Below are 20,516 nucleotides of genomic sequence, written 5' to 3'. Positions count from 1 at the left end.
GTCCGCCGCCTCAGCCGAGCACGATCGACAGCACCGTCGCCGCCGCGGTCAGCAGCAGCGCCAGCACCACGACCGTGGCGACCAGGCGCCGGCGGCGTTCCGCATCGGGTCCGCCGGCCCCGCCCATCCCCATCACGTCCCGCACGCTACCGCCGGCCTCCTGCAGGGTCCCGCCGCGAGCCCGCGAGCGGGGGGCAGGGGGTCCTCCACCCGCCGCTGCGCCGCCCCCACAGCAGGGTGTCCAGCGCGGTGCCGGCCGGGGTCTGCCGGCGCACCTGCTCCAGCCGGTCGACGTCGAGCAGCTCGGCCACCGGGGCCAGCCGGGGGACGCTGTGCAGGATGGCGGGGTCCTGCGGGCCGCCGACCCCGTGGGCGACGTTGTCGGCGTCGTGGCCGAGGACGAGCAGCCGCCCGCCGGGCCGCAGCCAGCCGACCGTGCGGCGCAGCAGCGCCGTCGTCTCGGCCTCCGGCAGGTGCAGGTAGGCGACCAGCACGAGGTCCAGCGAGCCCGGCGGGGCGTTCCAGGCGAGGACGTCGGCGGTCACCCAGGTGACGCGGTCGGCACCGGGCCGCTCGCGCCCCCGGGCCAGCCCGGCGGCGGAGAAGTCGACCGCGGTGACCTCCCAGCCGCGTCCGGCGAGCCACAGCGCGTGCCGCCCCTCCCCCGCCGCCAGGTCGACCGCGGTGCCCGGCGGCAGATCGGCGAGCAGCTCGGCGACCAGCGCGTTGGGCTCGGCCGACCACTGCTGCTGCGCGGCGTAGCGCGCATCCCAGTCCGCTGCCCGCACGCGGGCAGTCTGGCAGTGCCGGCGCGCGGGCGCGGGTCACCGTCGCACCCCGCTGGCAGGCTCCGGCCATGACGACGGCACACGACCTCGCGCTGCTGCGGCTGGTGGCCCAGCGGGTCGCCGGCCCGCCGCCGGCCACCGCGACCGAGGCGGTCCGGCTGCTCACGTGCGTGCAGGGCCAGGACCTGCCCGGGGCGCTCACCTCGGTCGCGTTGCGGACGGCGCAGCGCACGCGGGCCGGGGTGGAGGCGGCGCTGGACGCCGGGGAGGTCGTCCGCTCGTGGCCGATGCGGGGCACGCTGCACCTGCTGCCCGCCGAGGACCTGCCCTGGATGCTGGAGCTGCTGGGCCCGCGGGTGCTGGCCGGCGCCGCTCAGCGGCGAGCCGCGCTCGGTCTCACCGAGGCCGACACCGAGCGGGCGCGCGAGCTGGTCGTCGCGGCGCTCACCGGCGGCCGGCGCTGCGGACGCAGGGAGTTGCTCACCGCGGTTGCCGCGGGCGGCGTCGCCGTCACCGGGCAGCGCGGCTACCACCTGCTCTGGTACCTGGCGCAGACAGGCACCCTCTGCATGGGGCCGATGGCCGACGGTGAGCAGGCGTTCGTGCTGCTCGGCGAGTGGGTGACCGTGCCGCGGCGGCTGGACCGGGACGCCGGCCTGGCCGAGCTGGCGCTGCGCTACTTCCGGGGGCACGGGCCGGCCACCGTCGCCGACCTCGCACGTTGGGCCGGGCTGCCGGTGACGCAGGTGCGGGCCGGGGTGGCCGCCGTCCGCGACCACCTGGCCGCCGTCGAGGTCGACGGCCGGGAGCACCTGCTGGCGCCGGAGACCCCCGACCTGCTGGCCGAGCACCGCGCCGAGGCGGCCGGGCTGTTCCTGCTGCCCGGGTTCGACGAGTTCGTCCTCGGCTACGCCGACCGCAGCTGCGCCGTCCCGCCCGAGTTCGCCGACCAGATCGTGCCCGGCGGCAACGGCGTCTTCCGGCCGACCGTCGTCCACCGCGGGCGGGTGCTGGGCACCTGGGCGTGGCAGGGCCGCGGCGCGAAGCGCTCGGTCACCGCGACGCCGTTCACCACGTTCCCCGACGCGGTCGCCGCCGCGATCCCGGCCGCGGCGGCCGCGCTGCCGTGAGGCGGCGGTACTCCCGCACCACGAGCACGGTGATCGCGAGGTCGAGCGCCGCGGCCGCCCAGAGCAGCGACGACCCGGTCCGTGCCGCCCGGTACGCCTCGTAGCCGATGAAGACCGCGAGGACGCCGATCGCCACCGGGTACGCGGGTCGCAGCTCACGCAGCAGTGCCACGATCAGCCCCAGCTTCACCAGGCCGTGGAGGGTCAGGTAGACGACGGCGAAACGTGCGGTCGCCACCGCCCAGCGCGGCCTCCCCGGCCGTGAACCGCTCGGCCAGGATGCCGTGCGGGCTGCCCAGCAGGTGGTGCGCGACCACCCGACGGGTCAGCTCCCCGAGGTTCCGTGGGCCCACCAGCGCGAGAGCGACGCCCGCCAGCAGCTCGACCGCGCCGTCGAGTCCCTTGAGGAGCAGGGCGGCGCGCAACAGCCGGTCGGTGGTGGTCGTGCCCGGCATCGTCCTCGGGGATCCACAGCGTCCAGGCCCGCGGCGCCGCGCCCCCAACAGGTCCAGGCCCGCGGCGCCGCGCCCCCGACAGCGGAGAGGACGGGGGGTCGTGTCCGCTGGCGCACGGTCGCTCGCTGCTCGTCGCGCGGCGGCTCCCCGGCGGACCCCGGCTCAGCTCTCCAGCTGCTGCGCGAACCGCTCCAGGTCGTCGAGCACCAGCCCGGCGCCGAGCGGGCCGATCGCCAGGAACCAGCGGTCGTCGCTCACCTCGAACGCGCGGCCCTGCTGGACCGCGGAGAGCCCCTGCCACAGCCCGCCGGCGGTGATCTCGCCCGCGGCGGTCGCTCCCTCCTCGCCGTAGGAGGCGGAGAAGACGAGGTCGCCGTCGGCCCGGCCGATCTGCTCCGGGCTCACCTCGACGAAGGTCTCGGCCGTGCGCTGCAGCTCGGGCCGGGCGAAGCCGACGTCAGCCAGGACGTCGCCGATGAAGGAGCCCTCCCCGTAGAGCCGGACCGCCGAGCCGTCGAGGAAGCGCACCACGCTGACCTCGGTCGCCGCCGGGTCGCCGTAGCGGGCGCCCACCTCGGCGGCGCGCTCCTGGTACCCGGCGAGCAGCTCCTCGGCCTCGCTCGACCGGCCGAGCGCCTCACCGGCCAGCCGCAGGTTGTCCTCCCACGTCTCCCCGATCGCCTCGGCGTAGACGGTCGGTGCGATCGCCGAGAGCTCGTCGTAGATCTCGGCGTGCCGGACGGCGTTGGACAGGATGAGGTCGGGCTCCAGCGCGGCGATCTGTTCGAGGGCCGGCTCGGCGATCGTGCCGACGTTCGCGATCTCGGCCGGGTCGACCCCGGCGTCCTCGATGTAGGCCGGCAGCTCGTCGCTGACCCCGGTGCGCACGGCGCCGACCGGGGTGACGCCCAGCGCGAGCACCGCGTCGAGCTCACCGGTGTCGAGGACGACGACCCGCTCCGGGCTGCCGGTGATCTCCGTGCTGCCCGCGGCGTGCTCGACCGTGCGCACCTCGTCTGCGGCGGACGTCCCCGTCGACGCCGTCGTCCCCCCGTCCGCCGCCCCGCAGCCGGTCAGCAGCAGCGCTGACGCCACCGCCAGCGTTCCGCACGTCGTCCGCACCGCCGCCTCCTCCCGGAGCCGGCATCTCCGACTCCGAGAGGAACTTAGGGCAGCCTTGCCTATGCCGGGCTGACCGGGTCGGCCCGCTCGACGACGAACACCGGGATCTCCCGGTCGGTGCGCTGCTGGTACCGCTCGTACTCGGGACAGACCTCGACGGCCCGCTCCCACCACTGCCGCCTCTCCTCGCCGGTCACCTCGCGGGCCACGCCGTCCCACGGCTCGGACCCGTCCTGCACGGTCACCTGGTCGGGGTGCCGACGGAGGTTGGCCACCCACGCCGGGTCCTTGGGAGCGCCGCCCTGCGAGCCGACCATCGCGTAGGCGCCCTCGTGCTCGACCCGCATCAAGCCGTTCTTGCGCACCTTCCCGGTCCGCGCACCGCGGGTCCAGAAGACCGCGATCGGGATCCCGGTGTCGCGCAGCGTGTCGGCCCCCTGCAGGGTCCCGCGGCGAGCTCGCGAGTCGCGGGGGGCAGGGGGTCCTTCTACTGCTCGCGCACCCTGGCCTCGGGACTCGGCTCGTACTCACCCTCCAACGGCATGCCGCTGACCGTAGGTCGGCTACCGGCGGCCGGCCTGCGGAGCCGTGAAGTCGACGGTGTGCGGCACGAAGAAGCTCAGGTTGTCGGTGACCAGCCCGTCGCTCTCCCGGATGCCCAGGCCGGCCGGCTCGCCGTCGACCACCCAGGCCCCGAGCACCGGGTGGTGCGGGCCGTCGACGCCGGCGAAGTCCGGCAGGGGCGCGAACTCCTGCACGATCCAGCCCTCGGTGCCGTACCGGCCGGGCATCTCCACCGCGACCTGCCCGTCGCGGACGATCTGCACGTTGGCGCCCTCCCGGCCCCACAGCGGCTTGCGCACGAACGTCTGCCAGGACGAGGGCATCTCGTCGGTGAAGTAGGCCGGCAGCAGCAGCGGGGAGAGCGCCGGGTCGCTGCCGAAGAGCTGCCACAGCACCGGCAGCAGCGCCTTGGTGCTCCACAGCATCTTGTAGGCCGGCTCCACCCAGGTGGTCCCGCCCGGACGGGCGGCGTCGGCGAGGACGGCGGCGCCGAACTCGTCCTCGATCAGCCACTCCCACGGGTAGAGCTTGAAGACGACGTCGAGGTGGCGGCCCTGCTGGTCGTAGAAACGGCCGTCCCCGTCGTCGAGCGCGATGTCCTCCACGACCAGCTCGATGGCCTCGTAGCCGGCCTGCACGACGGTGTCCATCAGGTACGCCACGGTCATCCGGTCCTCGCCCGAGCGCTCCTCCGCCGTCCAGGCCAGGTGCACCCGCGGGCGGACGCCCGTGCGCCGCTCCCAGCGCAGGAGGTTGCGCTGCCAGGCGGCGACGAGCCTGTCGTGCAGGGCGTTCCACTGGTCGGCGCCCTGACCGGTGAACAGGTGCCAGTTCCACTGGGTGACGGCGGACTCGACCAGACCGGTCGGGGTGTCGGCGTTGAACTCCAGCAGCTTCGGCGGGCCCTGGCCGTCGTAGCGCAGGTCGAAGCGGCCGTAGACGCTCGGCGGCTCGGTCTCCCAGGTGCGGCGGATCTCCGGGCGGGCGATCGGCGGGATGCCCATCCGGTCGAACAGGTCGTGCTCGACGACGTGGTCACCGGCGGCCACGCACATCTGGAACAGCTGCGCGACCCAGCCCTCCAGCCGCTGCACCTCGGCCATCGTGAAGTCGTAGAACGGCCCCTCGCGCCAGTAGCTGCGCATCTCGCCGCCGGGCAGTTCCGTGCGGTTGTAGACCAGGCCCTGGGCCTCGATCTCGGCCTCCCAGCCCGGGCGGACCACCCCCGCCTCGACGCGCCTCACTCTCCAGTCCTCTCCTCGCCCGGATCCAGCGGCCCCGTCCCGGGTCCCGCCCTGAGCCTGCGAAGGGTGGGGAGGACGGGGTCCTTCTTCAGCTGCCCGCGCCGACGCCGGAGCCGGTGCCGGTGCGGCCGCCCACGCCGGAGCCGATGCCGCCGGTGACCCGCGTGCCCCCGGTGACCTTGCCGGTCGACGGCAGGCCGGCACGCTGGCGGGCAGCCGTGTCGGTGGGGTTGATGCGGGTGCCCCCGCCGGGGAGGACGGTGCCGACCGGGAGGCCGGGGCGGAAGCCGCCGAGGTACAGGAAGAACAGCCCCGCGCCGGGGCCGCGGTAGCCGTCGTCGCAGTAGTCGTCGTCGACGATCTCGCCGTCCTCGTTGGTGCAGTAGGCGACCTGCTCCTGCTCCTCCTCGTCCGTTCCGCAGGCGGCGAGGAACCCGGTGGCCGCGGTCGCCAGCACCGTCGTCGTCAGGGCGCTGCGGACGCGGTTGGAGACCGCCATGTGCTCTCCCGGTGTCGCAGGGGTGTCCACCGACCCTAGATCGCTGCGGTCCGACGGTGGATACCACCGCACCCGGGTGCCGGATCCGGGCCGGAGCCGTACGGTTCGGCCTCTGAGGTCCGTTCCCGCGCGGAGGCGCTGATGTCCGACCGCCAACCCCCCGAGATGGCCCAGGTCGCCAGTGAGACCGGGGCCAAGAAGGCCCACCGGACCTGGGACCGCGTGCTGGTCAGCGCCTTCCTCGCCGGGGCCTACATCTCCTTCGGTGCGCTCGTCGCGATCACCGTCTCCTCCGGCCTGGACCCCGCCACCTGGGGGACGCTGCCGACGCTCTTCATGGGCGCCGCCTTCACCCTGGGCCTGGTCCTGGTGCTCATCGCCGGGTCCGACCTGGCGACCGGCAACATGATGCTGGTGCCGCTCGGTGCGATGCAGGGCCGGATCAGCATGGGCGACGTGGCCAAGAACCTCACCCTCGTCCTGGTGGGCAACCTGATCGGCGCCCTGTTCGTGGCCTACTTCCTCGCCGTGCAGACCGGGGTCATCGGTGCGCCGGGGGCCTCCGGCAGCGCCGCGCTGACCCACGACCGGCTGGCCTCGATCGCCGAGGCCAAGGGGCTGCACGAGTCGCCGTGGCAGATCTTCCTCCGCGGGGTGGGCTGCAACTGGCTGGTCTGCCTGGCGGTGTGGATGTCGCTGGCCGCCCAATCGGTGTCCGGCAAGGTCCTCGCGATCTTCTTCCCGATCATGGCCTTCGTGGCCATGGGCTTCGACCACGTCGTGGCCAACATGTTCTTCCTGCCGGCGGCGATCTGGGCCGGCGTCCCCGGGATCGGCTGGGGCGACGTGCTGCTCAACTGGCTGCTCGCCGGCGCGGGCAACCTCGTCGGCGCGGTCGTCTTCGTCGCGACCTCCTACTGGTACCTGTTCCTGCGCGACGAGCCGGCCGAGCAGCCCAGCCGGACGCCGACCGGCGGGGAGGCCGCCGAGCGCGCATGACCTGAGCCGCGCAGGGGCACCGCCGCTGCTGCGGACGGCACCGTCCCGTCGTGCCACGGAACCGGGAGGGTGCCCACCGATGAGGTGCAGCGAGCGAGCAGACCTCGATCCGTCGGGCGTGCAGCCTTCAGCCACGGCACGTCCGAGCAGCGCCAGCGGTGGTTCCGCACAGGCCACGAGACCCGTGACCCCGCGCAGTGCGACACGTTCGCCACCGACGACCTGGGGTGAGCAGGAATCCCTCCGCCCCCACGCGCGAGCCTTCGCCGACCGCCGTCCTCCGCGCTTCCCCTGACGGGGCTGGGGAGGCCGCCGCCCGCTCGCGGTGATCAGCTGGGATCACCGTCGCGCCGCCTGGCTCGGCACCGGTGGTGAGCCAGGAGCCGGCTCGATCAGCTCACCTGATCACCGGGTGGCGGACGCTCGGGCTCCGACGTCGACGGCCTGCTCGTCGGCCTCGACCGCGGCGTTCCACTCCGCCTTCTCGGCGCGCCAGCCCTCGTCGGTGCGGCCCAGCCGCCAGTAGCCGGACGCCGAGAGCTGCTCGCGGGGCACCGAGCGCTCCACCCGCAGGAAGCGGCGCAGCTCGCGCACGAACGCGGCCTCGCCGTGCACGAAGGCGTGCACCGAGCCGGCGGGCAGTGCGGCGCCGCGGACGGCGGCGACGAGGGCCTTCCCCGGCAGCCCGGCGCGGTGCACCCAGGTCAGCTCCACACCCGGCACCAGCGGCAGCGGCTGCTCCTCGGCGGCGTCGGCGACCTCGACGAACACCCGAGCCGCCGCTCGCGCGGGCAGCCGCTCGAGCGAGGCGGCGATCGCCGGCAGGGCGGTCTCGTCGCCGGCCAGCAGGTGCCAGTCGACGTCCCCGCTGGGCGCGTAGGCGCCCCCCGGACCGAGCAGCTGCACCAGGTCGCCGGGCCGGGCGGCCTGGGCCCAGGGCCCGGCCAGCCCCTCGTCCCCGTGGACGACGACGTCGAGGACGAGCTCACCGGCGACGGGGTCCCAGCCGCGCACCGTGTAGCTGCGCAGGCACGGCCACCACTCGCGCGGGTGCTCGGTCTGCACGGCGTCCATGTCGAACGGGGCGGTGTACGGGGCGCCGGCCGGCGGGAGGACCAGCTTGACGTAGGCGTCGGCGAACGTGGGGGCGAAGCCGGCCAGACCGTCCCCGCCGAGCACCACCCGGACCAGGTGCGGGGTCGGGCGCGACGTCCGCAGCACGGTGGCCAGCCGGGGCGTGCGCGGGCGGCGCGGGGCCTTGTCGGCCATGGCGGGGCTCCCTCGGGTCAGGCACTGATAGGCAAGCCTCACCTTAGTCCGCGCTCCCGGGAGTGCGGACCGCCGCAGGGAGCCGGGGTGCACCGTCGCCGGTCGGGGGTGCCGGGAGGGCTCCGCCGGCCGCCCGCCGCCCCGGCGACGGTGCGAGCACGGACCTCCGCAGCCGGGCCGCACGCCGCCCCGGGGCCCTGCCGTGTCCGCACACCGATGTCAGTGCCGTCGGACACGCCATGTGTGGGTGATCGTTTGCCGGGTATCGCCTCGCCGACCATGACATCTGCCGAGGAGGAACGATGACTCACTCCATCGACGCTCCGTTCCCGCCGCCGCCCTCCACCGGCACGGGCGCGACCAGCGCAACCAGCGGGACCACCGCGACGACCACCACGACCACCACGTCGACGGGCTCTCCGTCCACGAGTGACGTGGCGAAGGACGAGGCCCGCAACGTGGGCCAGACCGCCGCCCAGGCCGGCAGCCAGGTCGCCTCGACCGCCGCCGACCAGGCCAAGGAGGTCGCCCACGAGACCCAGCGGCAGGCCCAGGACCTGCTGCACCAGGGGCGCCAGCAGCTGCGCCAGCAGACCGTGGCCCAGCAGCAGAAGGCCGCCACCGGGCTGTCCTCGCTGGCCCAGGAGCTGCGCGGCCTGGCCGACGGCAGCAGCCAGGGCGCACCCGGCCCGGCGCGTGACCTGCTCCAGCAGGCGTCGAGCTACGTCGAGCAGTTCGCCGACCGGCTGCAGAGCCGTGAGCCGGCCGACCTGCTCGACGACGTCCGCGCCTTCGCCCGCCGCAAGCCCGGCACCTTCCTGCTCGGCGCCGCGCTCGCCGGTGTCCTCGCCGGCCGGCTCACCAGCGGCGTGAAGGCCGCGCACAGCGACAACTCGTCGTCCACGGGCTCGCAGCAGCAGTACCGGACCGACTACACGCAGACCAACTACGTCGACCCGGCGCCGGCCTACTCCGGCTACGCCGAGACGACGTCCTACGAGACCACCGGCGCGGCGACCACGGGCACGCCCGTCCCGCCGCCGCCGTACGGCACCGTCCCGCCCGCGGGCGCCGCCGTTCCGCCGACCACCCCGGCCGGCTGGGACGACCCGACCCGCCGTCCCGGTCAGGGGGTCTGACCCGATGAGCTCTCCCTACTCCGGCGCCACGCCGGTCGGTTCACCGCAGGGCCAGGACCCGTACGGCCAGGGCAACTACGCCGTCGGCCCGGACGAGGCCTACGGCGAGCACAGCGGGAACCTGGGCACGCCGTCCACGACGGAGGGCCGTCCCGACGTCGAGGGCACCTCGGTCGGGCAGCTGTTCGGCGAGCTGGCCAAGGACCTCTCCACGCTGATGCGCCAGGAGGTCGCCCTCGCCAAGGCCGAGGTCCAGGCCGAGGCCAAGAAGGCGGGCAAGGGCGCCGGCATGATGGCCGCGGCCGCGGTCGCCGGGTTCCTGACGGTGCTCTTCCTCTCCAACGCCCTGTGGTGGGCGCTGGAGAACGTGATGGACGCCGGCCTGGCCGCGCTCATCGTGGCCGCCCTGTGGGCCATCGTCGGCGCCGTCGCCTTCTCCATGGGCAAGAAGAAGCTGCAGCAGGTGAACCCCAAGCCCGAGCGCACCGTGGACACGCTCTCAGACGTCCCCAGCGCTCTGAAGCCCAACTGACCACGGCCCTGCGGCCCTCTCAGACATCGGAGTACAGAACATGACCACGAGCAACGACCCCGAGGCCATCCGCCGGCAGATCGAGCAGACCCAGCGCGAGCTGAGCTACGACGTCGATGCCCTCAACGAGAAGGTGAACCCCTCTCGCGTCATGGACCGCCGGGTCAGCGCGGCCAAGGGCCGCGTCTCCCGGGTCAAGGACCGGGTCATGGGCAGCGCCCAGGACACCCGGGCCTCGGCCCAGTACCGGACGCAGGACGTCGCGGGCACCGTCCAGGACCGGGCGCAGGGCGCCGCCGAGTCCGTGCAGGGCGCCGCGCAGCAGGCCGCGCACGCCGTGCAACAGGCCCCGGACACCATCGTCCGGCAGGCCCAGGGCAACCCGCTGGCCGCGGGCCTCATCGCCTTCGGCGTCGGCTGGCTGGTCTCCAGCCTGCTGCCGGCCTCGGAGCGGGAGCGCCAGCTGGCCCAGCAGGCCGAGTCCACGGTTCGCGAGCACAAGGACGAGCTCCTCGCCCCGGCCAAGCAGGCCGCGCAGGAGGTCGGCGAGCAGCTGCGGCCGGCCGCCCAGCAGGCCGTCGAGGAGGTCAAGTCCACCGCGCAGGACGCCGCCCAGACCGTCAAGCAGGAGGGCCAGTCCGCCGCGCAGGACGTCCAGGGCCAGGCCCAGCAGTCCCGTCAGACGGTGCAGAGCCAGTCGGGCAGCTGACGCAAGGACCACCCTCCTCCCCCCGCCTCGCAGGATCGGCGCGGGCCCCTGGAGGGCGGCCGTTCCAGTCGGTCACCGCGCCCCGCCGGGTCCTCCCGGCGGGGCGCGCGTGCGTCCGGTCCCCTGTTGGGGTGAGGCCGCGCCGGGCCGGCTGCAGCGCGGGCAGGAGGGCGCCGACGTCCACCAGGACGACACCGCCCGAGCGAGGGAGCCGACTCGTGCCGACCGCAGCGCCGCGCGTCCTGGTCGCCGCCGAGGACGACATCCGGGCACTGGCGGGTCCGGCCGTCCGCGGGGCCGGCGCGGACGCCCACCCGGCCGAGCCCTGCTCCGTCGCCGGGCTGGTCGCCCGGGTGCACGAGCTCTTCGCCGGAGCGACCCCGTGACCGTCCTCGAACCCGCGCCGGCCGAGGAACTGACCCGGCTGCGCGCGGAGAACGCCGCGCTGCGCGCCCGGATGCAGCACCGGGACGGCGAGCTGGAGGTCGCCACCCGGATGCTGCAGGCGCGGGCGCGGACGATGACCAGCGTCATCGACGCGGTCACCGAGCAGTCGATCATCGGCACCGACGTCGACGGCGTCGTCCGCGTGTGGAACCCCGGCGCCGAACGGATGCTGGGCCTGCCCCGCGCCGACGTCGTCCGCCGCCGGTCGATCACCGACTTCCACCTGCCCGAGGAGCTCGAGGAGGCCGGCGGCGGGCTCGCCGCGCTGGTCGGCACCGCGCAGGAGCAGGGCAGCGACGTCCGGGACTGGACCTGCGTCGCCGCGGACGGCACCGAGCTCACCGTGTCGGTGACGGTGACCCCGCGCACCGACGACCGCGGCGTGCACGCCGGCTGGAACTTCGTGGGCACCGACGTGACCGAGGCACGGGCGACCGAGCGCGCGAAGGACCAGTTCGTGAGCCTGATCAGCCACGAGCTGCGGACCCCGCTGACCTCGATCCTGGGCTACCTGGAGCTCGTCCTCGACGACCCTGAGCTGGGCGAGGAGCTCCGCCGGTACCTGGGCACCGTCGAGCGCAACGCCCAGCGGCTGCTGCGCCTGGTCGGGGACCTGCTGTTCACCGCGCAGGTGGACGCCGGCCGGTTCAGCCTGCAACCCGGGGACGTCGACCTGGCCGCCGTCGTCCGCGCCGCCGAGGAGACGGTGCGGGTGACCGCGGGCTCGTCCGGCGTCGAGGTCTCGGTCGACGTGCCCGACGGCGGCCTCGTGGTGCACGGTGACGCCGTCCGGCTCGGGCAGGCCTGCGACAACCTGGTCTCCAATGCGGTCAAGTTCACGCCGGCCGGCGGCCGGGTCACCCTGGCGCTGCGGGCGGCCTGGCGCCGGCCGGACGGCGCGGTCGTCGACGCCCCGCAGGACGGCGCGGTGCCCGTGGCCCGGCTCGCGGTCGGCGACACCGGCATCGGGATCCCCGCCGGCGAGCAGGCGCAGCTGTTCGCCCGCTTCTTCCGCGCCTCGACCGCCCGGCGGCACGCGGTGCCCGGCGTCGGGCTGGGCCTGGCCATCACCCGGGCCATCGCGGCCGCGCACGACGGCACCCTCGAGGTCAGCAGCATCGAGGGTCAGGGCACCACGTTCACCCTCACCCTGCCCCGCTGACCGGCCCCCTTGCCGGGTCCCGCCGCAGGCCCCGTCCCGAGGCTCCGACCCCGTCTCGGGTCCCGCCCCGAGCTTGCGAGGGGTGGGGAGGACGGGGTCCTTCTCCGAGGGGTGAGGAGGACGGGGTCCTTCCACGGCGGGGGGTAAGGGGGTCCTTCGTCTTGCGCACTTCTTGCGGTCGGCGGGCGGGGAGGCTGCGGCCGGGCGGTCAGGGTCGTTGCCGTCGCGGGTCAGAGCTGCTCTCCACCCGGCGGCCGGCCGATGAGGAGGACCAGTCGTGAGCGCCCTCCCGAAGGCCCTCGTCGTCGGCGCCGACGCAGCCGGCGGCGCGCCGCTCGCCGGCCTGCTGCGGGTCACCGGGTGGGACGTGCGGGAAGCCGCCGGAAGCCGCGACGCCCTCGGCCTGGCCCATCGTCTGGACCTGGACCTGGTGGTCGCCGACCTGGCCGGTCCGGTGGGCGAGGCGCCCGCCCTGCTGCGCCGCCTGCGGCTGGTCGGCTGCCGCGCCCACCTGCTCGCCGTGACGGACGACACCGACCCGCAGGCCCGGGCCGCCGTGCTCGAAGCCGGCGCCCTGGCCTGCCTGCCCAGGTCCGTCGGCGTCACCCTGCTGGTGGACCTGCTGGACCGCCGGGCGCCCGGTCGGCAGGCACCTGACGCCGGGCACCGGCCGGTCGACGACGTCGACGCCGAGCTCACGGACCGCCTGCAGCGGCGCTACGCCGCCGCGCTGCCCGACCGGCTCACCGCCATCGCCGACGGCGCCCGCAGCGGGGACGCCGTGGCCCTCGCCCGGGCCTCGGCCACGCTGGCCGGCACCAGCGCCCAGCTCGGCCACCCGGAGGTCGCCGCGGTCTGCCGGGCCATCGCGCGGGACGCCCGGCGCGGGGTCCTCGCGCACGAGCTGGTGGTCGAGCTGCGCACCGTCGCCGGCTGCTGACGAACCACCGCGGCCCCCTGCAGGGGTCCCACCGGCCCCGCCCAGGGCGGCCCCGTCCAGAGGCTCGCCGCAGGCCTCGTCCCGGGTCCCACCCTGAGCCCGCGAAGGGTGAGGACGAGGTCCTTCCACGGTGAGGGGGACGGGGTCCTTCTCACCGTGGGCTGGGGAGGACGGGGTCCGCCTCCGAGGGGTGGGGAGGACGGGTCCCTGGTCAGGCCACCAGGCGGTAACCGACGCCCCGCACGGTGCGGATCGACGGCGACGAGAGCCCCGCGGCCTGCAGTTTGCGGCGCAGGTTGGACATGTGCGCCTCGACCAGGCGGAGGCTGCCCTCCCAGTCGGTCCGCCAGACCTCGCGCAGCAGCGTCTCCCGCTGCAGCACCCGGCCGGGGCGGGAGGCCAGCGCGGCGAGCAGGTCGAACTCGGTGCGGGTGAGGTCGACGACGGCGCCGTCCACCCGCACCTCGCGGCTGTCCTCGTCCACCTCCAGCTCGGCGAGGCGCAGCACCGACTCCTCGACCGGCGCGGGGCCCGGGGCGGGGGTGCGCGGGCGGCGCAGCAGGGCCTGCACCCGGGCGACCAGCTCGCGCGGCGAGAACGGCTTGGCCATGTACCCGTCGGCGCCGACGGCCAGCCCGATGAGCAGGTCGACCTCCTCGGCGCGCGCGGTGAGCATGAGGACGTAGCACTCGCTCTCGACGCGGATCTGCCGGCACACCTCGGTGCCGTCGGCGTCCGGGAGGCCCAGGTCGAGGACGACGACGTCGGGCGCGGCTCGACGGACCTCGGCCAGCGCCTCGGAGCCGGAGGCGACCGCGCGGACGTCCATCCCCGCCCGGCGCAGGACCGTGCAGACCAGCTCCCTGATCTCCTCGGTGTCCTCGACGACGAGCACGGACTGCTCGGGCACGACGTCTCCTCCTCCTGCGTGTGGAACCGACGCCGACCGCAGCGGCCGCGCGTCACCTGACCGGGGCATCGGCGGTGGCCCGAGCCGTCTTGAGCGCGGTGTGCCGGCCTCACCCGGACGGAGGAGCAGGTCAGCCGCGGTCCGCGGCGGCGGGACGGCGCAGCTCGACCGCAGCGGACGGGAACGGCGCCGTCTCCCCCCGGTGCACCGCGGCGACGGCGAGCCCGCGGGCGCCGCCCAGCCGGGCGACGGTCGCGACGACGTCGTCCTCGACTCCCGGCGTCATCACCGAGAAGGCCACGACCACGCGGCCCGCGGGCGCGAGGACCCGGGAGACGACGTCCCAGGTCTCCTCCTGGCCGGGGTCGGAGAGGGCCCGCACGTTGAACGACACGACGGCGTCGAAGGGGTGCGGGCCGAGATCGGCCTCGTGCAGGGCCGCCGCCTGCACCCGGACCCGGCCGGCCTCGACCGCCGCGCGGTTGCGGCGGCCGGCCGCGGTGACCATGGTCGGCGAGCGGTCGACGCCGACGACCGCGCCCGCACGCTCGGCGAGCAGGGCCACGAGGACGCCGTGGCCGCAGCCCACCTCCAGCACCCGCTCGCCGGGCCGCGGTGCCACCACACCGGCGGCCCAGGTGAGTCGCGCCGAGGCAGCCACGGCGCCCACGGTAGGGCCCTCACCCCGACGGGGCGGGTCGACCGGCCTGGGCTCAACCCCCGCCGGGCCGGCGCCGACGCAACCAGCACCTCAGCCCCGAGGGAGCCCCCGGGGCCCGCTGCCCCGCCCAGCAGGAGGACCGCCATGATCGGTCTGACCCGTCGCACCGGCGAGCGCTGCCGCCTGGACCCCGACCACATCGAACGGCTCGAGGGCGGGCACGACACCGTCGTCGTCACCACCGACGGCAGCTCCTACTGCGTCCGCGAGACGGTCGACCAGGTCATCGGGCGGATCGTCGAGGACCGCGCCGGCGTGATCGCGGCCTGCTACGTGCTCGACCGCGGTGAGGACCCCGATCCGCAGGGCCTCGGCGGCTCCGGCACCCCGCCGCGGGCGCACGCGCCGGCGCCCGTGGTGCCCATCCGGCTGCCCTGACGGCACCGGCCGTCGTCTCCCCCGAAGAGAGGGGCGCACCCGTCCCGGGTCAACACCGGCCGGCAGCGGCCGATGCACTTCCCCGAAGGACACCGGACCAGCGAGGAGACGTCGTTGAAGCTCGCCGCCCGCGGGATGCCCGCCACGGACGTACAGGTCTACAGCGAGGTCGCCCGGCTGCTCGACCGCCGGGCGGCGCTGAAGCACCCGCCGTTCAGCCTCACCGTGTCCGACTCGGTGGCGCTCGGCATCGCGCGGCTGTTCCGCAGCCCGTCGCTGTCCGGGGAGGTGCTGGACCGGTTCGCCACCGGAGGGAGCGTCGACAGCGACGAACTGATCGAGGCCGCGCGCTTCGAGCAGGGCTACGCCTCCGCCGAGGGCTACGCCGCCCTGCGCTGCCTCGTGCTGTGGGTCCACAACCGGACGCACCGCACCGAGCAGCGGTCGTCGCACGCGAGCTGACCGATCCGGGCGCCGGCGTCAGCGCTCCCGCACCAGCACCAGCACCGGCACCGGCACCGGCACCGGCACCGGCACGAGGACGATCTGCACGATCGAGGTGAACAGGCCCCCGGCGTCGACCGGCAGGCACGTTCGCACTGCCGCCACCGGTGTGGCCACCACCACCCAGGAGTCGTCGGTGCCGGCGGCGAGGATGCGGGCATGGTGGCCTTCTTCCTCCCGCGGGCGAGCGACGACGAGCAGGCAGAGCGGCTCTACGAGGCCCTCGCGGAGTTCGCCGGGTGCGAGCCCGCTCCCCGCGGGCAGCGCGTCCGGGCGATCGCCTTCCCCCAGGACGGCGCTCAGTGGGTCGCCGAGGTCCGGGAGGAGCTGCGCGGGCAGCGGACGACGCAGCAGCTGCGCCGCGGCGAACTCATCGAGCGCACCGAGACGCTGACGTCGTCGACGCGGGTGCTCGCCGTCTACCCGGGCAGACCGTTCGTCGTCGTGACCGACGCCCAGCCGATCACCGGCACGCCGTCGGAGTGGGCCAACCCGTTCCACGCGGACCCGGACCGGGTCACCTGGTTCGACGCCTCCTGACCCGCACGGCCCGGGGTCGCGCATGCGGGTCCGGTCCGGCCCGCCTGACGGCCACCCCCGGCCGACGCCGAACCAGCGCGCAGACGCGCCGGACCCCGGTGGGATAGCGTCCCGCGGGATGCCGAGCCGAGCAGCGGAGACGGACCCCCTGGCCGATGCGCTGAGGTCGCTGCTGCACGCGTGCCACCTGCTGGCGCCCGACGACCTGCCCGTGGTCGTGGCCGACTGCGCCGCGCGGATCGGCGTCCGGGAGACGGTGCTCTACCTGGCCGACTACGAGCAGGTCACCCTGGTGCCGGTGCCCGGCACCGGCGTGCCGGAGCGTCAGGAGCTGTCCATCGAGGGCACCCTCGCCGGGCGGGCCTTCCGCCGGGTCGAGGTGGTCGGCAGCGCCGTCCAGCACGGCCACCGGCTGTGGGTGCCGCTGCTCGACGGCGTGGAGCGCCTGGGTCTCGCGGAGCTGCTCCTGCCCGCGGAGCCCACCGCGGAGGAGCTCGACGCCCTGCTGGTGTTCGCCACCCTCGTGGCCGAGCTGGTCGTGGTGCGGGACGCCTACACCGACGTGTTCGCCCGGCTGCGCCGTCGGAAAACCCTGTCGCTGGCCGCGGAGATGCAGTGGCAGCTGCTGCCGCCGCTGACCTTCGGCACCGACCGGGTGGTCATCACCGGTGGGCTCGAGCCGGCCTACGACATCGGTGGGGACTCCTTCGACTACGCGGTCAACGGCAGCACCGCCGACCTGATGGTCATCGACTCCGTCGGCCACGGCCTCCCGGCCGCCGTGCTGGCAAGCGTGGCGATCAGCGCCTACCGGCACGCCCGCCGCAACCGGCTCGACCTTCCCGACACCGCCGCCGAGGTCGACGCGGCCATCGCCGGCCAGCTCGGCGGCAGCCGATTCGCCACCGCCGTGCTCGCCCGCCTCGACATCGACACCGGCCGGCTGCGGTGGATCAACGCCGGCCACCCCGCGCCGCTCATCCTGCGCGGTTCGTCCCTGGTGCAGCCACCGCACTGTCCCCCGGCCCGCCCGCTGGGCCTGCAGGACGGCAAGCCGGAGTGCTGCGAGACCCGCCTGGAGCCCGGCGACCGCCTGCTGCTGTACACCGACGGCATCACCGAGGCCCGCTCTCCCGCCGGGGAGTTCTTCGGTGAGCAGCGGCTGGCCGACTTCATCAGCGCCGCCGTCTCCGCCGGCGAACCGGCGCCGGAGATGGTCCGGCGCCTGATGCGGCACGTCCTCACCCACCAGGCCGACCAGTTGCAGGACGACGCCAGCATCGTGGTCCTCGAGTGGCTCACCGGCGGGGAACGCCGCACGCTGCCCGGATCGGACTGACCGGGGACACCCGTCGACCGGTCGTCGGGGAACCGGGCCGGCCGTCCACCTCGCGACGTCCCACCTCGCGACGTCCCGCCCCGCAGGCACTCTCGTCCCCTGACCGGGCAGGATGGACGGAGGTCCCCTCCGGGTGCGCCGACCGACCACGAGGGACCGCCGGCCCGCCGTCCGGCGTCCGGCTCGGGACCGCCGTGGAGGAGGAGTCGTGCAGGCCAGGGACGTCATGACCCGCGAGGTCGTCACCGTCGGACCGGACACCTCCGCGAAGTACGCAGCGGAGATCATGGCCGAGCGCGGCTTCGCCGCACTGCCGGTCGTCGACGAGGACGACCGGCTCGTCGGCATCGTCGCCGAGGCCGACGTCCTCCGGGACCGGATGCCGCCGGACCCCCGGCTGCACCTGCGCCGGGACGGGCAGCCGCCGGCACCGCCTCCGTCCCTGTCGGTGCACGGGGTGATGACGCGCGAGGTCCGATCGGTCGAGGCCACGGCCGACGTCGCCGACATCGCGCGGGTCTTCGTCGACGAGCGCCTGCGCAGCGTGCCCGTGCTCGACCGCGGCCGGCTGGTGGGCATCGTCAGCCGTCGTGACGTGCTGCGGGCGCTGGTCCGCCCGGACGAGGAGATCCAGCGCGACCTGCTGCACCTGGTGGAGGGCTACACCGGCGCGCTCGACTCGTGGGAGGTCACGGTCACCGACGGCATGGCCACGATCCGGCGCACCCGTGGCGTCCCCGAGCCGACGGCCGAGGTCGAGCAGCGGGCGCTCGCGGCGCTCGGCCGGACGGTCGGCGGGGTGGTGGGGGTGCACGTCCGGCCGATCGGGGACGCCCAGACGCCGGGCGGGGGCCCGTCACAGCCCGCCCACGGGTAGTGGCGACCGGGCCGTCGCTCGGTCGGTCCGGGCCGGGGTGCTGCCGAGCGGCCGGCGGACCGGGCTCGATGACGCGTGAGGTGCCTCACCGGCACGGCTGACCCGGCACGCTGAACGCTCCCGGACGGGCTGCGGTGACCGCGATGCGGGCACCGGTCGGCGACTTCTGCGACCGGGGCGACCGGGGCGACCGCGCCGATCACCTCGCGCTGGAGATCTCCGGCTGTCGGCAATGCGGCTTCGACCGCGCCGTCCACCGCGAGGCCGACCCGGCTGGCGCACGACGACAGGCGGCACCGCGCCGCGGTGGTGCTCACGAAGCCGCAGCGAACGGCCGAACCACAGGAGCCCTGCGCGACATCAGTCACGGTGCCGATGGGGCGGACACCCTCGTCGAAGGCGGCTCTCCCGGACCCACGTCCATCCCACGTTGCCGGTCGTCGGCAACCAGACCCGCACCCGATCGACCGGACGACGCCGTGGAGAACGAGGCACCCCGGGCGCATGCTGAATGGGAACCCGAGTAGATGGAGAGAACAGCATGCCCCTCACCCTGTCCCGCACGCCAGAGGCTGATCTGCGCCAGGTCGCGCCGGCAGAACTGCGGACATCTCCTGCCGAGATCCTCACCCGTGCCCGACCGGATGTCGGCGACCTCCTCCCCGGGCCGCTCAGGAAGGCGAGAGCGACGAGAACGCCCATCGACGACGTCGACGAGTGGGGAATGCAGTCCTTTCCTGCCAGTGATCCGCCGCCGACCTGGTGAAGGACCTCGACAGGAACCACAGCACGTGACACGAGGAAAGGTGAAGAAATTGCTGACGCACGATCTCATGCGACTGAAACGGGAGCTGGAAGACACCCGGCTGTCCGCCGTGCACTCCACGCTCGGACTCTCGGTCCTGCGCGCCGCTCTGCACTCGTTCGACAGTGGAGCGAAGGGTGGAGCACCGGCCCACGTCAGGGTGGTCGAAAAGGAATCCGATTGAGACACGCGCCGCGAGTCAGCGGCTCATCGGCGGCGTGACCGCAGGAGCCCTGATTGCCGGTCGACGGTCATCGTTCGTCCCCGACGACGTGGTCCGCACGTCACGAGCCACCGGTGACCTGAACGCATCGAGACCCCACTGGAGGAACCAGGTGTCCACTGCCACCCTGGACAGGAGCATCGCGTACGCGGCGCCCACGGCCGCCCCCCTGACGCTCACCGACCGCTGCGACGCACCCGCTGTCGTGGGCGGCCCGAACGGCCGGACCGGCCGTGGCGCCTGCGGCGCGCAGGGCTTCGTGCGCGCCGCGCTGCCCAGCGGCAACGACCTGGTCTTCTGTGCCCACCACGGCCGGGAGCAGGAGGCGGCGCTCGCCGCTGCCGGTGCGATCATCCGCGACCAGAGCAGCGAGCTCAGCGTCGAGGTGTCCTGACCGGCCAGGTCGGTGCACCGCGACGCTGGCGCGGCCGGACTGCAACCACCGGCGGGCCGTCTGTCAGGGGTCCGCCGGAGCAGTCACAGCTTGTACAGCGGCGGGTTGGGCAGGACCGTGCGTCCGAAGGTCGACGCACTGACTCCCGCCAGGCACGCGTACCAGGCGACGGCAGCGGTCACGAGGCCCAGATAGCCGCCCGCCGTGACCACGGCGTCGTTCTGCGCCACATCCCCGACTCCGAGCAGGAAGAACGTCGCAGCGAGGAGCGTGAAGAGCAGGGCCAGCACCGCGGTGGTGCGCAAGGAGGCGACCCACATGATCACCGTGAAGATGCCCCAGCCGATGAGGTACCAGCCGACCACGGTCGCCCGGTCACCGGCATCAGGGATGTCGGCCGCGTAGAAGGTGACGAACGCCCAGAACGACAGCCAGAAGGCGCCGTAGGAGCTGAAGGCGGTCGCGCCGAAGACGTTGCCCTTGCGGAACTCCCACATGCCGGCCAGCACCTGGATCGCGCCCCCGTAGGCGAGCGCGACGCCGAAGACGATCGGCTCACCGGCGGCCGGCAACAGACCTGCGTTGAACAGGCTCAACAGGAACGTCGTCAGCGCGAAGCAGCCGAGACCGAGCGGCGCGGGGTCGGCGATCATCCGTACGTTCTCCGAGGCGAGCTCCCTGGCCATGGCCACCCGGCCGGCGGTCGGGTCGCTCAGATCGGCGAGGAACTCGCTGTCCCCTCCCGCGGTCTGCGTACCGGTGCTGGTCGTTGCGTTGACTGCCACTGCAAGACCCCCTCCTGATCGACGCTGGGAGCGGTGCAGGC

At 74.7% G+C, this 20,516-nt stretch carries 30 protein-coding genes; 17 read left to right on the top strand and 13 right to left on the bottom strand.

The window, feature by feature from the left end:
- Positions 1–10 precede the first annotated feature (10 nt).
- Both BUB17_RS28125 and BUB17_RS00210 read right to left on the bottom strand, forming a co-directional pair.
- Positions 11–145, bottom strand: coding sequence for a hypothetical protein (locus tag BUB17_RS28125; protein ID WP_280173834.1), 135 nt, complete (start codon positions 143–145; stop codon positions 11–13).
- A gap of 1 nt (position 146) precedes the next feature.
- Positions 147–788 carry a class I SAM-dependent methyltransferase gene (locus BUB17_RS00210; RefSeq protein WP_244276791.1) on the bottom strand — a complete coding sequence of 214 codons (642 nt, stop codon included), beginning with the start codon at positions 786–788 and terminating at the stop codon, positions 147–149.
- Positions 789–856: 68 nt separating this feature from the next.
- Here BUB17_RS00210 and BUB17_RS00205 point away from each other — a divergent pair, with 68 nt between their 5' ends.
- Positions 857–1,918 carry a winged helix DNA-binding domain-containing protein gene (locus BUB17_RS00205; RefSeq protein ID WP_072911447.1) on the top strand — a complete coding sequence of 354 codons (1,062 nt, stop codon included), beginning with the start codon at positions 857–859 and terminating at the stop codon, positions 1,916–1,918.
- Here BUB17_RS00205 and BUB17_RS28120 read toward each other — a convergent pair.
- The 6 genes from BUB17_RS28120 to BUB17_RS00180 form a co-directional block, all read right to left on the bottom strand.
- Positions 1,857–2,156 carry a DUF2127 domain-containing protein gene (locus BUB17_RS28120; RefSeq protein WP_208983270.1) on the bottom strand — a complete coding sequence of 100 codons (300 nt, stop codon included), beginning with the start codon at positions 2,154–2,156 and terminating at the stop codon, positions 1,857–1,859. The two genes, BUB17_RS00205 and BUB17_RS28120, sit on opposite strands and share 62 nt — an antisense overlap.
- Positions 2,074–2,373, bottom strand: coding sequence for a DUF2127 domain-containing protein (locus tag BUB17_RS28450; RefSeq protein WP_208983269.1), 300 nt, complete (start codon positions 2,371–2,373; stop codon positions 2,074–2,076). The genes BUB17_RS28120 and BUB17_RS28450 overlap by 83 nt, the downstream gene beginning before the upstream one ends.
- A 162-nt stretch (positions 2,374–2,535) precedes the next feature.
- Positions 2,536–3,495 carry an ABC transporter substrate-binding protein gene (locus BUB17_RS00195; protein WP_141242837.1) on the bottom strand — a complete coding sequence of 320 codons (960 nt, stop codon included), beginning with the start codon at positions 3,493–3,495 and terminating at the stop codon, positions 2,536–2,538.
- Positions 3,496–3,554: 59 nt separating this feature from the next.
- A complete protein-coding gene (locus tag BUB17_RS27560; RefSeq protein ID WP_244276789.1) occupies positions 3,555–3,860 on the bottom strand; it encodes a nitroreductase/quinone reductase family protein in 306 nt (101 codons plus the stop codon).
- A 198-nt stretch (positions 3,861–4,058) separates the two neighbouring features.
- Positions 4,059–5,303: a glutathionylspermidine synthase family protein gene (locus BUB17_RS00185; protein WP_072911444.1), complete on the bottom strand. Its 1,245-nt coding sequence runs from the start codon at positions 5,301–5,303 to the stop codon at positions 4,059–4,061.
- An 88-nt stretch (positions 5,304–5,391) separates the two neighbouring features.
- Entirely contained in the window at positions 5,392–5,802 is a 411-nt protein-coding gene (locus BUB17_RS00180; protein ID WP_072911442.1) for a hypothetical protein, read from the bottom strand.
- Positions 5,803–5,943: 141 nt separating this feature from the next.
- On the opposite strand from BUB17_RS00180, the gene BUB17_RS00175 reads away from it, so the two are divergent.
- Complete coding sequence (locus BUB17_RS00175) at positions 5,944–6,801, top strand: formate/nitrite transporter family protein (protein WP_072911439.1); 858 nt, start codon at positions 5,944–5,946, stop codon at positions 6,799–6,801.
- 69 nt (positions 6,802–6,870) lie between these two features.
- Positions 6,871–7,032, top strand: coding sequence for a neutral zinc metallopeptidase (locus BUB17_RS00170; protein ID WP_083605855.1), 162 nt, complete (start codon positions 6,871–6,873; stop codon positions 7,030–7,032).
- 174 nt (positions 7,033–7,206) lie between these two features.
- On the opposite strand, the gene BUB17_RS00165 is transcribed toward BUB17_RS00170, so the two are convergent.
- On the bottom strand, positions 7,207–8,070 hold the full coding sequence (locus BUB17_RS00165; RefSeq protein WP_072911437.1) for a siderophore-interacting protein: 864 nt from the start codon (positions 8,068–8,070) through the stop codon (positions 7,207–7,209).
- A gap of 434 nt (positions 8,071–8,504) precedes the next feature.
- On the opposite strand from BUB17_RS00165, the gene BUB17_RS00160 reads away from it, so the two are divergent.
- The 6 genes from BUB17_RS00160 (at position 8,505) to BUB17_RS00140 (ending at position 12,999) form a co-directional block, all read left to right on the top strand.
- Positions 8,505–9,209: a hypothetical protein gene (locus tag BUB17_RS00160; RefSeq protein WP_244276787.1), complete on the top strand. Its 705-nt coding sequence runs from the start codon at positions 8,505–8,507 to the stop codon at positions 9,207–9,209.
- 4 nt (positions 9,210–9,213) lie between these two features.
- Complete coding sequence (locus BUB17_RS00155) at positions 9,214–9,741, top strand: phage holin family protein (protein WP_141242836.1); 528 nt, start codon at positions 9,214–9,216, stop codon at positions 9,739–9,741.
- Positions 9,742–9,781: 40 nt separating this feature from the next.
- The gene (locus BUB17_RS00150) at positions 9,782–10,450 is read left to right on the top strand and encodes a DUF3618 domain-containing protein (RefSeq protein WP_072911432.1); all 669 of its coding nucleotides are present in this window, start codon (positions 9,782–9,784) and stop codon (positions 10,448–10,450) included.
- 218 nt (positions 10,451–10,668) lie between these two features.
- On the top strand, positions 10,669–10,836 hold the full coding sequence (locus BUB17_RS26470) for a hypothetical protein (RefSeq protein ID WP_175561228.1): 168 nt from the start codon (positions 10,669–10,671) through the stop codon (positions 10,834–10,836).
- Complete coding sequence (locus tag BUB17_RS00145) at positions 10,833–12,059, top strand: PAS domain-containing sensor histidine kinase (RefSeq protein WP_072911429.1); 1,227 nt, start codon at positions 10,833–10,835, stop codon at positions 12,057–12,059. Before BUB17_RS26470 ends, BUB17_RS00145 begins: the two co-directional genes overlap by 4 nt.
- Before the next feature lie 277 nt (positions 12,060–12,336).
- Positions 12,337–12,999, top strand: a complete 663-nt coding sequence (locus tag BUB17_RS00140; RefSeq protein WP_072911428.1) for a PleD family two-component system response regulator — start codon at positions 12,337–12,339, stop codon at positions 12,997–12,999.
- 211 nt (positions 13,000–13,210) lie between these two features.
- On the opposite strand, the gene BUB17_RS00135 is transcribed toward BUB17_RS00140, so the two are convergent.
- Together BUB17_RS00135 and BUB17_RS00130 are read right to left on the bottom strand one after the other, a co-directional pair.
- Positions 13,211–13,909 (bottom strand): response regulator transcription factor, encoded by a 699-nt coding sequence (locus BUB17_RS00135; protein WP_072911425.1) that lies wholly within the window; start codon positions 13,907–13,909, stop codon positions 13,211–13,213.
- A gap of 130 nt (positions 13,910–14,039) precedes the next feature.
- Positions 14,040–14,570: a class I SAM-dependent methyltransferase gene (locus tag BUB17_RS00130; RefSeq protein WP_175561227.1), complete on the bottom strand. Its 531-nt coding sequence runs from the start codon at positions 14,568–14,570 to the stop codon at positions 14,040–14,042.
- A 144-nt stretch (positions 14,571–14,714) separates the two neighbouring features.
- On the opposite strand from BUB17_RS00130, the gene BUB17_RS00125 reads away from it, so the two are divergent.
- Both BUB17_RS00125 and BUB17_RS00120 read left to right on the top strand, forming a co-directional pair.
- A complete protein-coding gene (locus BUB17_RS00125; RefSeq protein WP_072911420.1) occupies positions 14,715–15,008 on the top strand; it encodes a flagellar FlbD family protein in 294 nt (97 codons plus the stop codon).
- Positions 15,009–15,122: 114 nt separating this feature from the next.
- A complete protein-coding gene (locus BUB17_RS00120) occupies positions 15,123–15,470 on the top strand; it encodes a hypothetical protein (protein WP_244276785.1) in 348 nt (115 codons plus the stop codon).
- Between the two features lie 18 nt (positions 15,471–15,488).
- On the opposite strand, the gene BUB17_RS28115 is transcribed toward BUB17_RS00120, so the two are convergent.
- On the bottom strand, positions 15,489–15,617 hold the full coding sequence (locus tag BUB17_RS28115) for a hypothetical protein (protein WP_280173833.1): 129 nt from the start codon (positions 15,615–15,617) through the stop codon (positions 15,489–15,491).
- Positions 15,618–15,671: 54 nt separating this feature from the next.
- Between BUB17_RS28115 and BUB17_RS00115 the strand changes: the two genes are divergently transcribed.
- From BUB17_RS00115 to BUB17_RS00095, 6 genes are all read left to right on the top strand, one after another.
- Entirely contained in the window at positions 15,672–16,052 is a 381-nt protein-coding gene (locus tag BUB17_RS00115; protein ID WP_072911415.1) for a hypothetical protein, read from the top strand.
- A 118-nt stretch (positions 16,053–16,170) separates the two neighbouring features.
- A complete protein-coding gene (locus BUB17_RS00110) occupies positions 16,171–17,391 on the top strand; it encodes a PP2C family protein-serine/threonine phosphatase (protein ID WP_072911412.1) in 1,221 nt (406 codons plus the stop codon).
- A 208-nt stretch (positions 17,392–17,599) separates the two neighbouring features.
- The gene (locus BUB17_RS00105; RefSeq protein WP_072911410.1) at positions 17,600–18,268 is read left to right on the top strand and encodes a CBS domain-containing protein; all 669 of its coding nucleotides are present in this window, start codon (positions 17,600–17,602) and stop codon (positions 18,266–18,268) included.
- Positions 18,269–18,809: 541 nt separating this feature from the next.
- Positions 18,810–19,034 (top strand): hypothetical protein, encoded by a 225-nt coding sequence (locus tag BUB17_RS25805; protein ID WP_141242835.1) that lies wholly within the window; start codon positions 18,810–18,812, stop codon positions 19,032–19,034.
- A gap of 40 nt (positions 19,035–19,074) precedes the next feature.
- Positions 19,075–19,257: a hypothetical protein gene (locus BUB17_RS00100; RefSeq protein ID WP_072911406.1), complete on the top strand. Its 183-nt coding sequence runs from the start codon at positions 19,075–19,077 to the stop codon at positions 19,255–19,257.
- 151 nt (positions 19,258–19,408) lie between these two features.
- Entirely contained in the window at positions 19,409–19,690 is a 282-nt protein-coding gene (locus BUB17_RS00095; protein WP_244276783.1) for a DUF7455 domain-containing protein, read from the top strand.
- An 83-nt stretch (positions 19,691–19,773) separates the two neighbouring features.
- Here BUB17_RS00095 and BUB17_RS00090 read toward each other — a convergent pair whose 3' ends face one another.
- Positions 19,774–20,475 (bottom strand): acetate uptake transporter, encoded by a 702-nt coding sequence (locus BUB17_RS00090; RefSeq protein ID WP_244276781.1) that lies wholly within the window; start codon positions 20,473–20,475, stop codon positions 19,774–19,776.
- Positions 20,476–20,516: the final 41 nt, after the last annotated feature.

This window comes from Geodermatophilus obscurus (assembly GCF_900143215.1).
GTDB lineage: Bacteria > Actinomycetota > Actinomycetes > Mycobacteriales > Geodermatophilaceae > Geodermatophilus > Geodermatophilus obscurus_A.
Note: the sequence above shows the minus strand (reverse complement) of the source record. Positions and strands in the feature narration are given on the sequence as shown.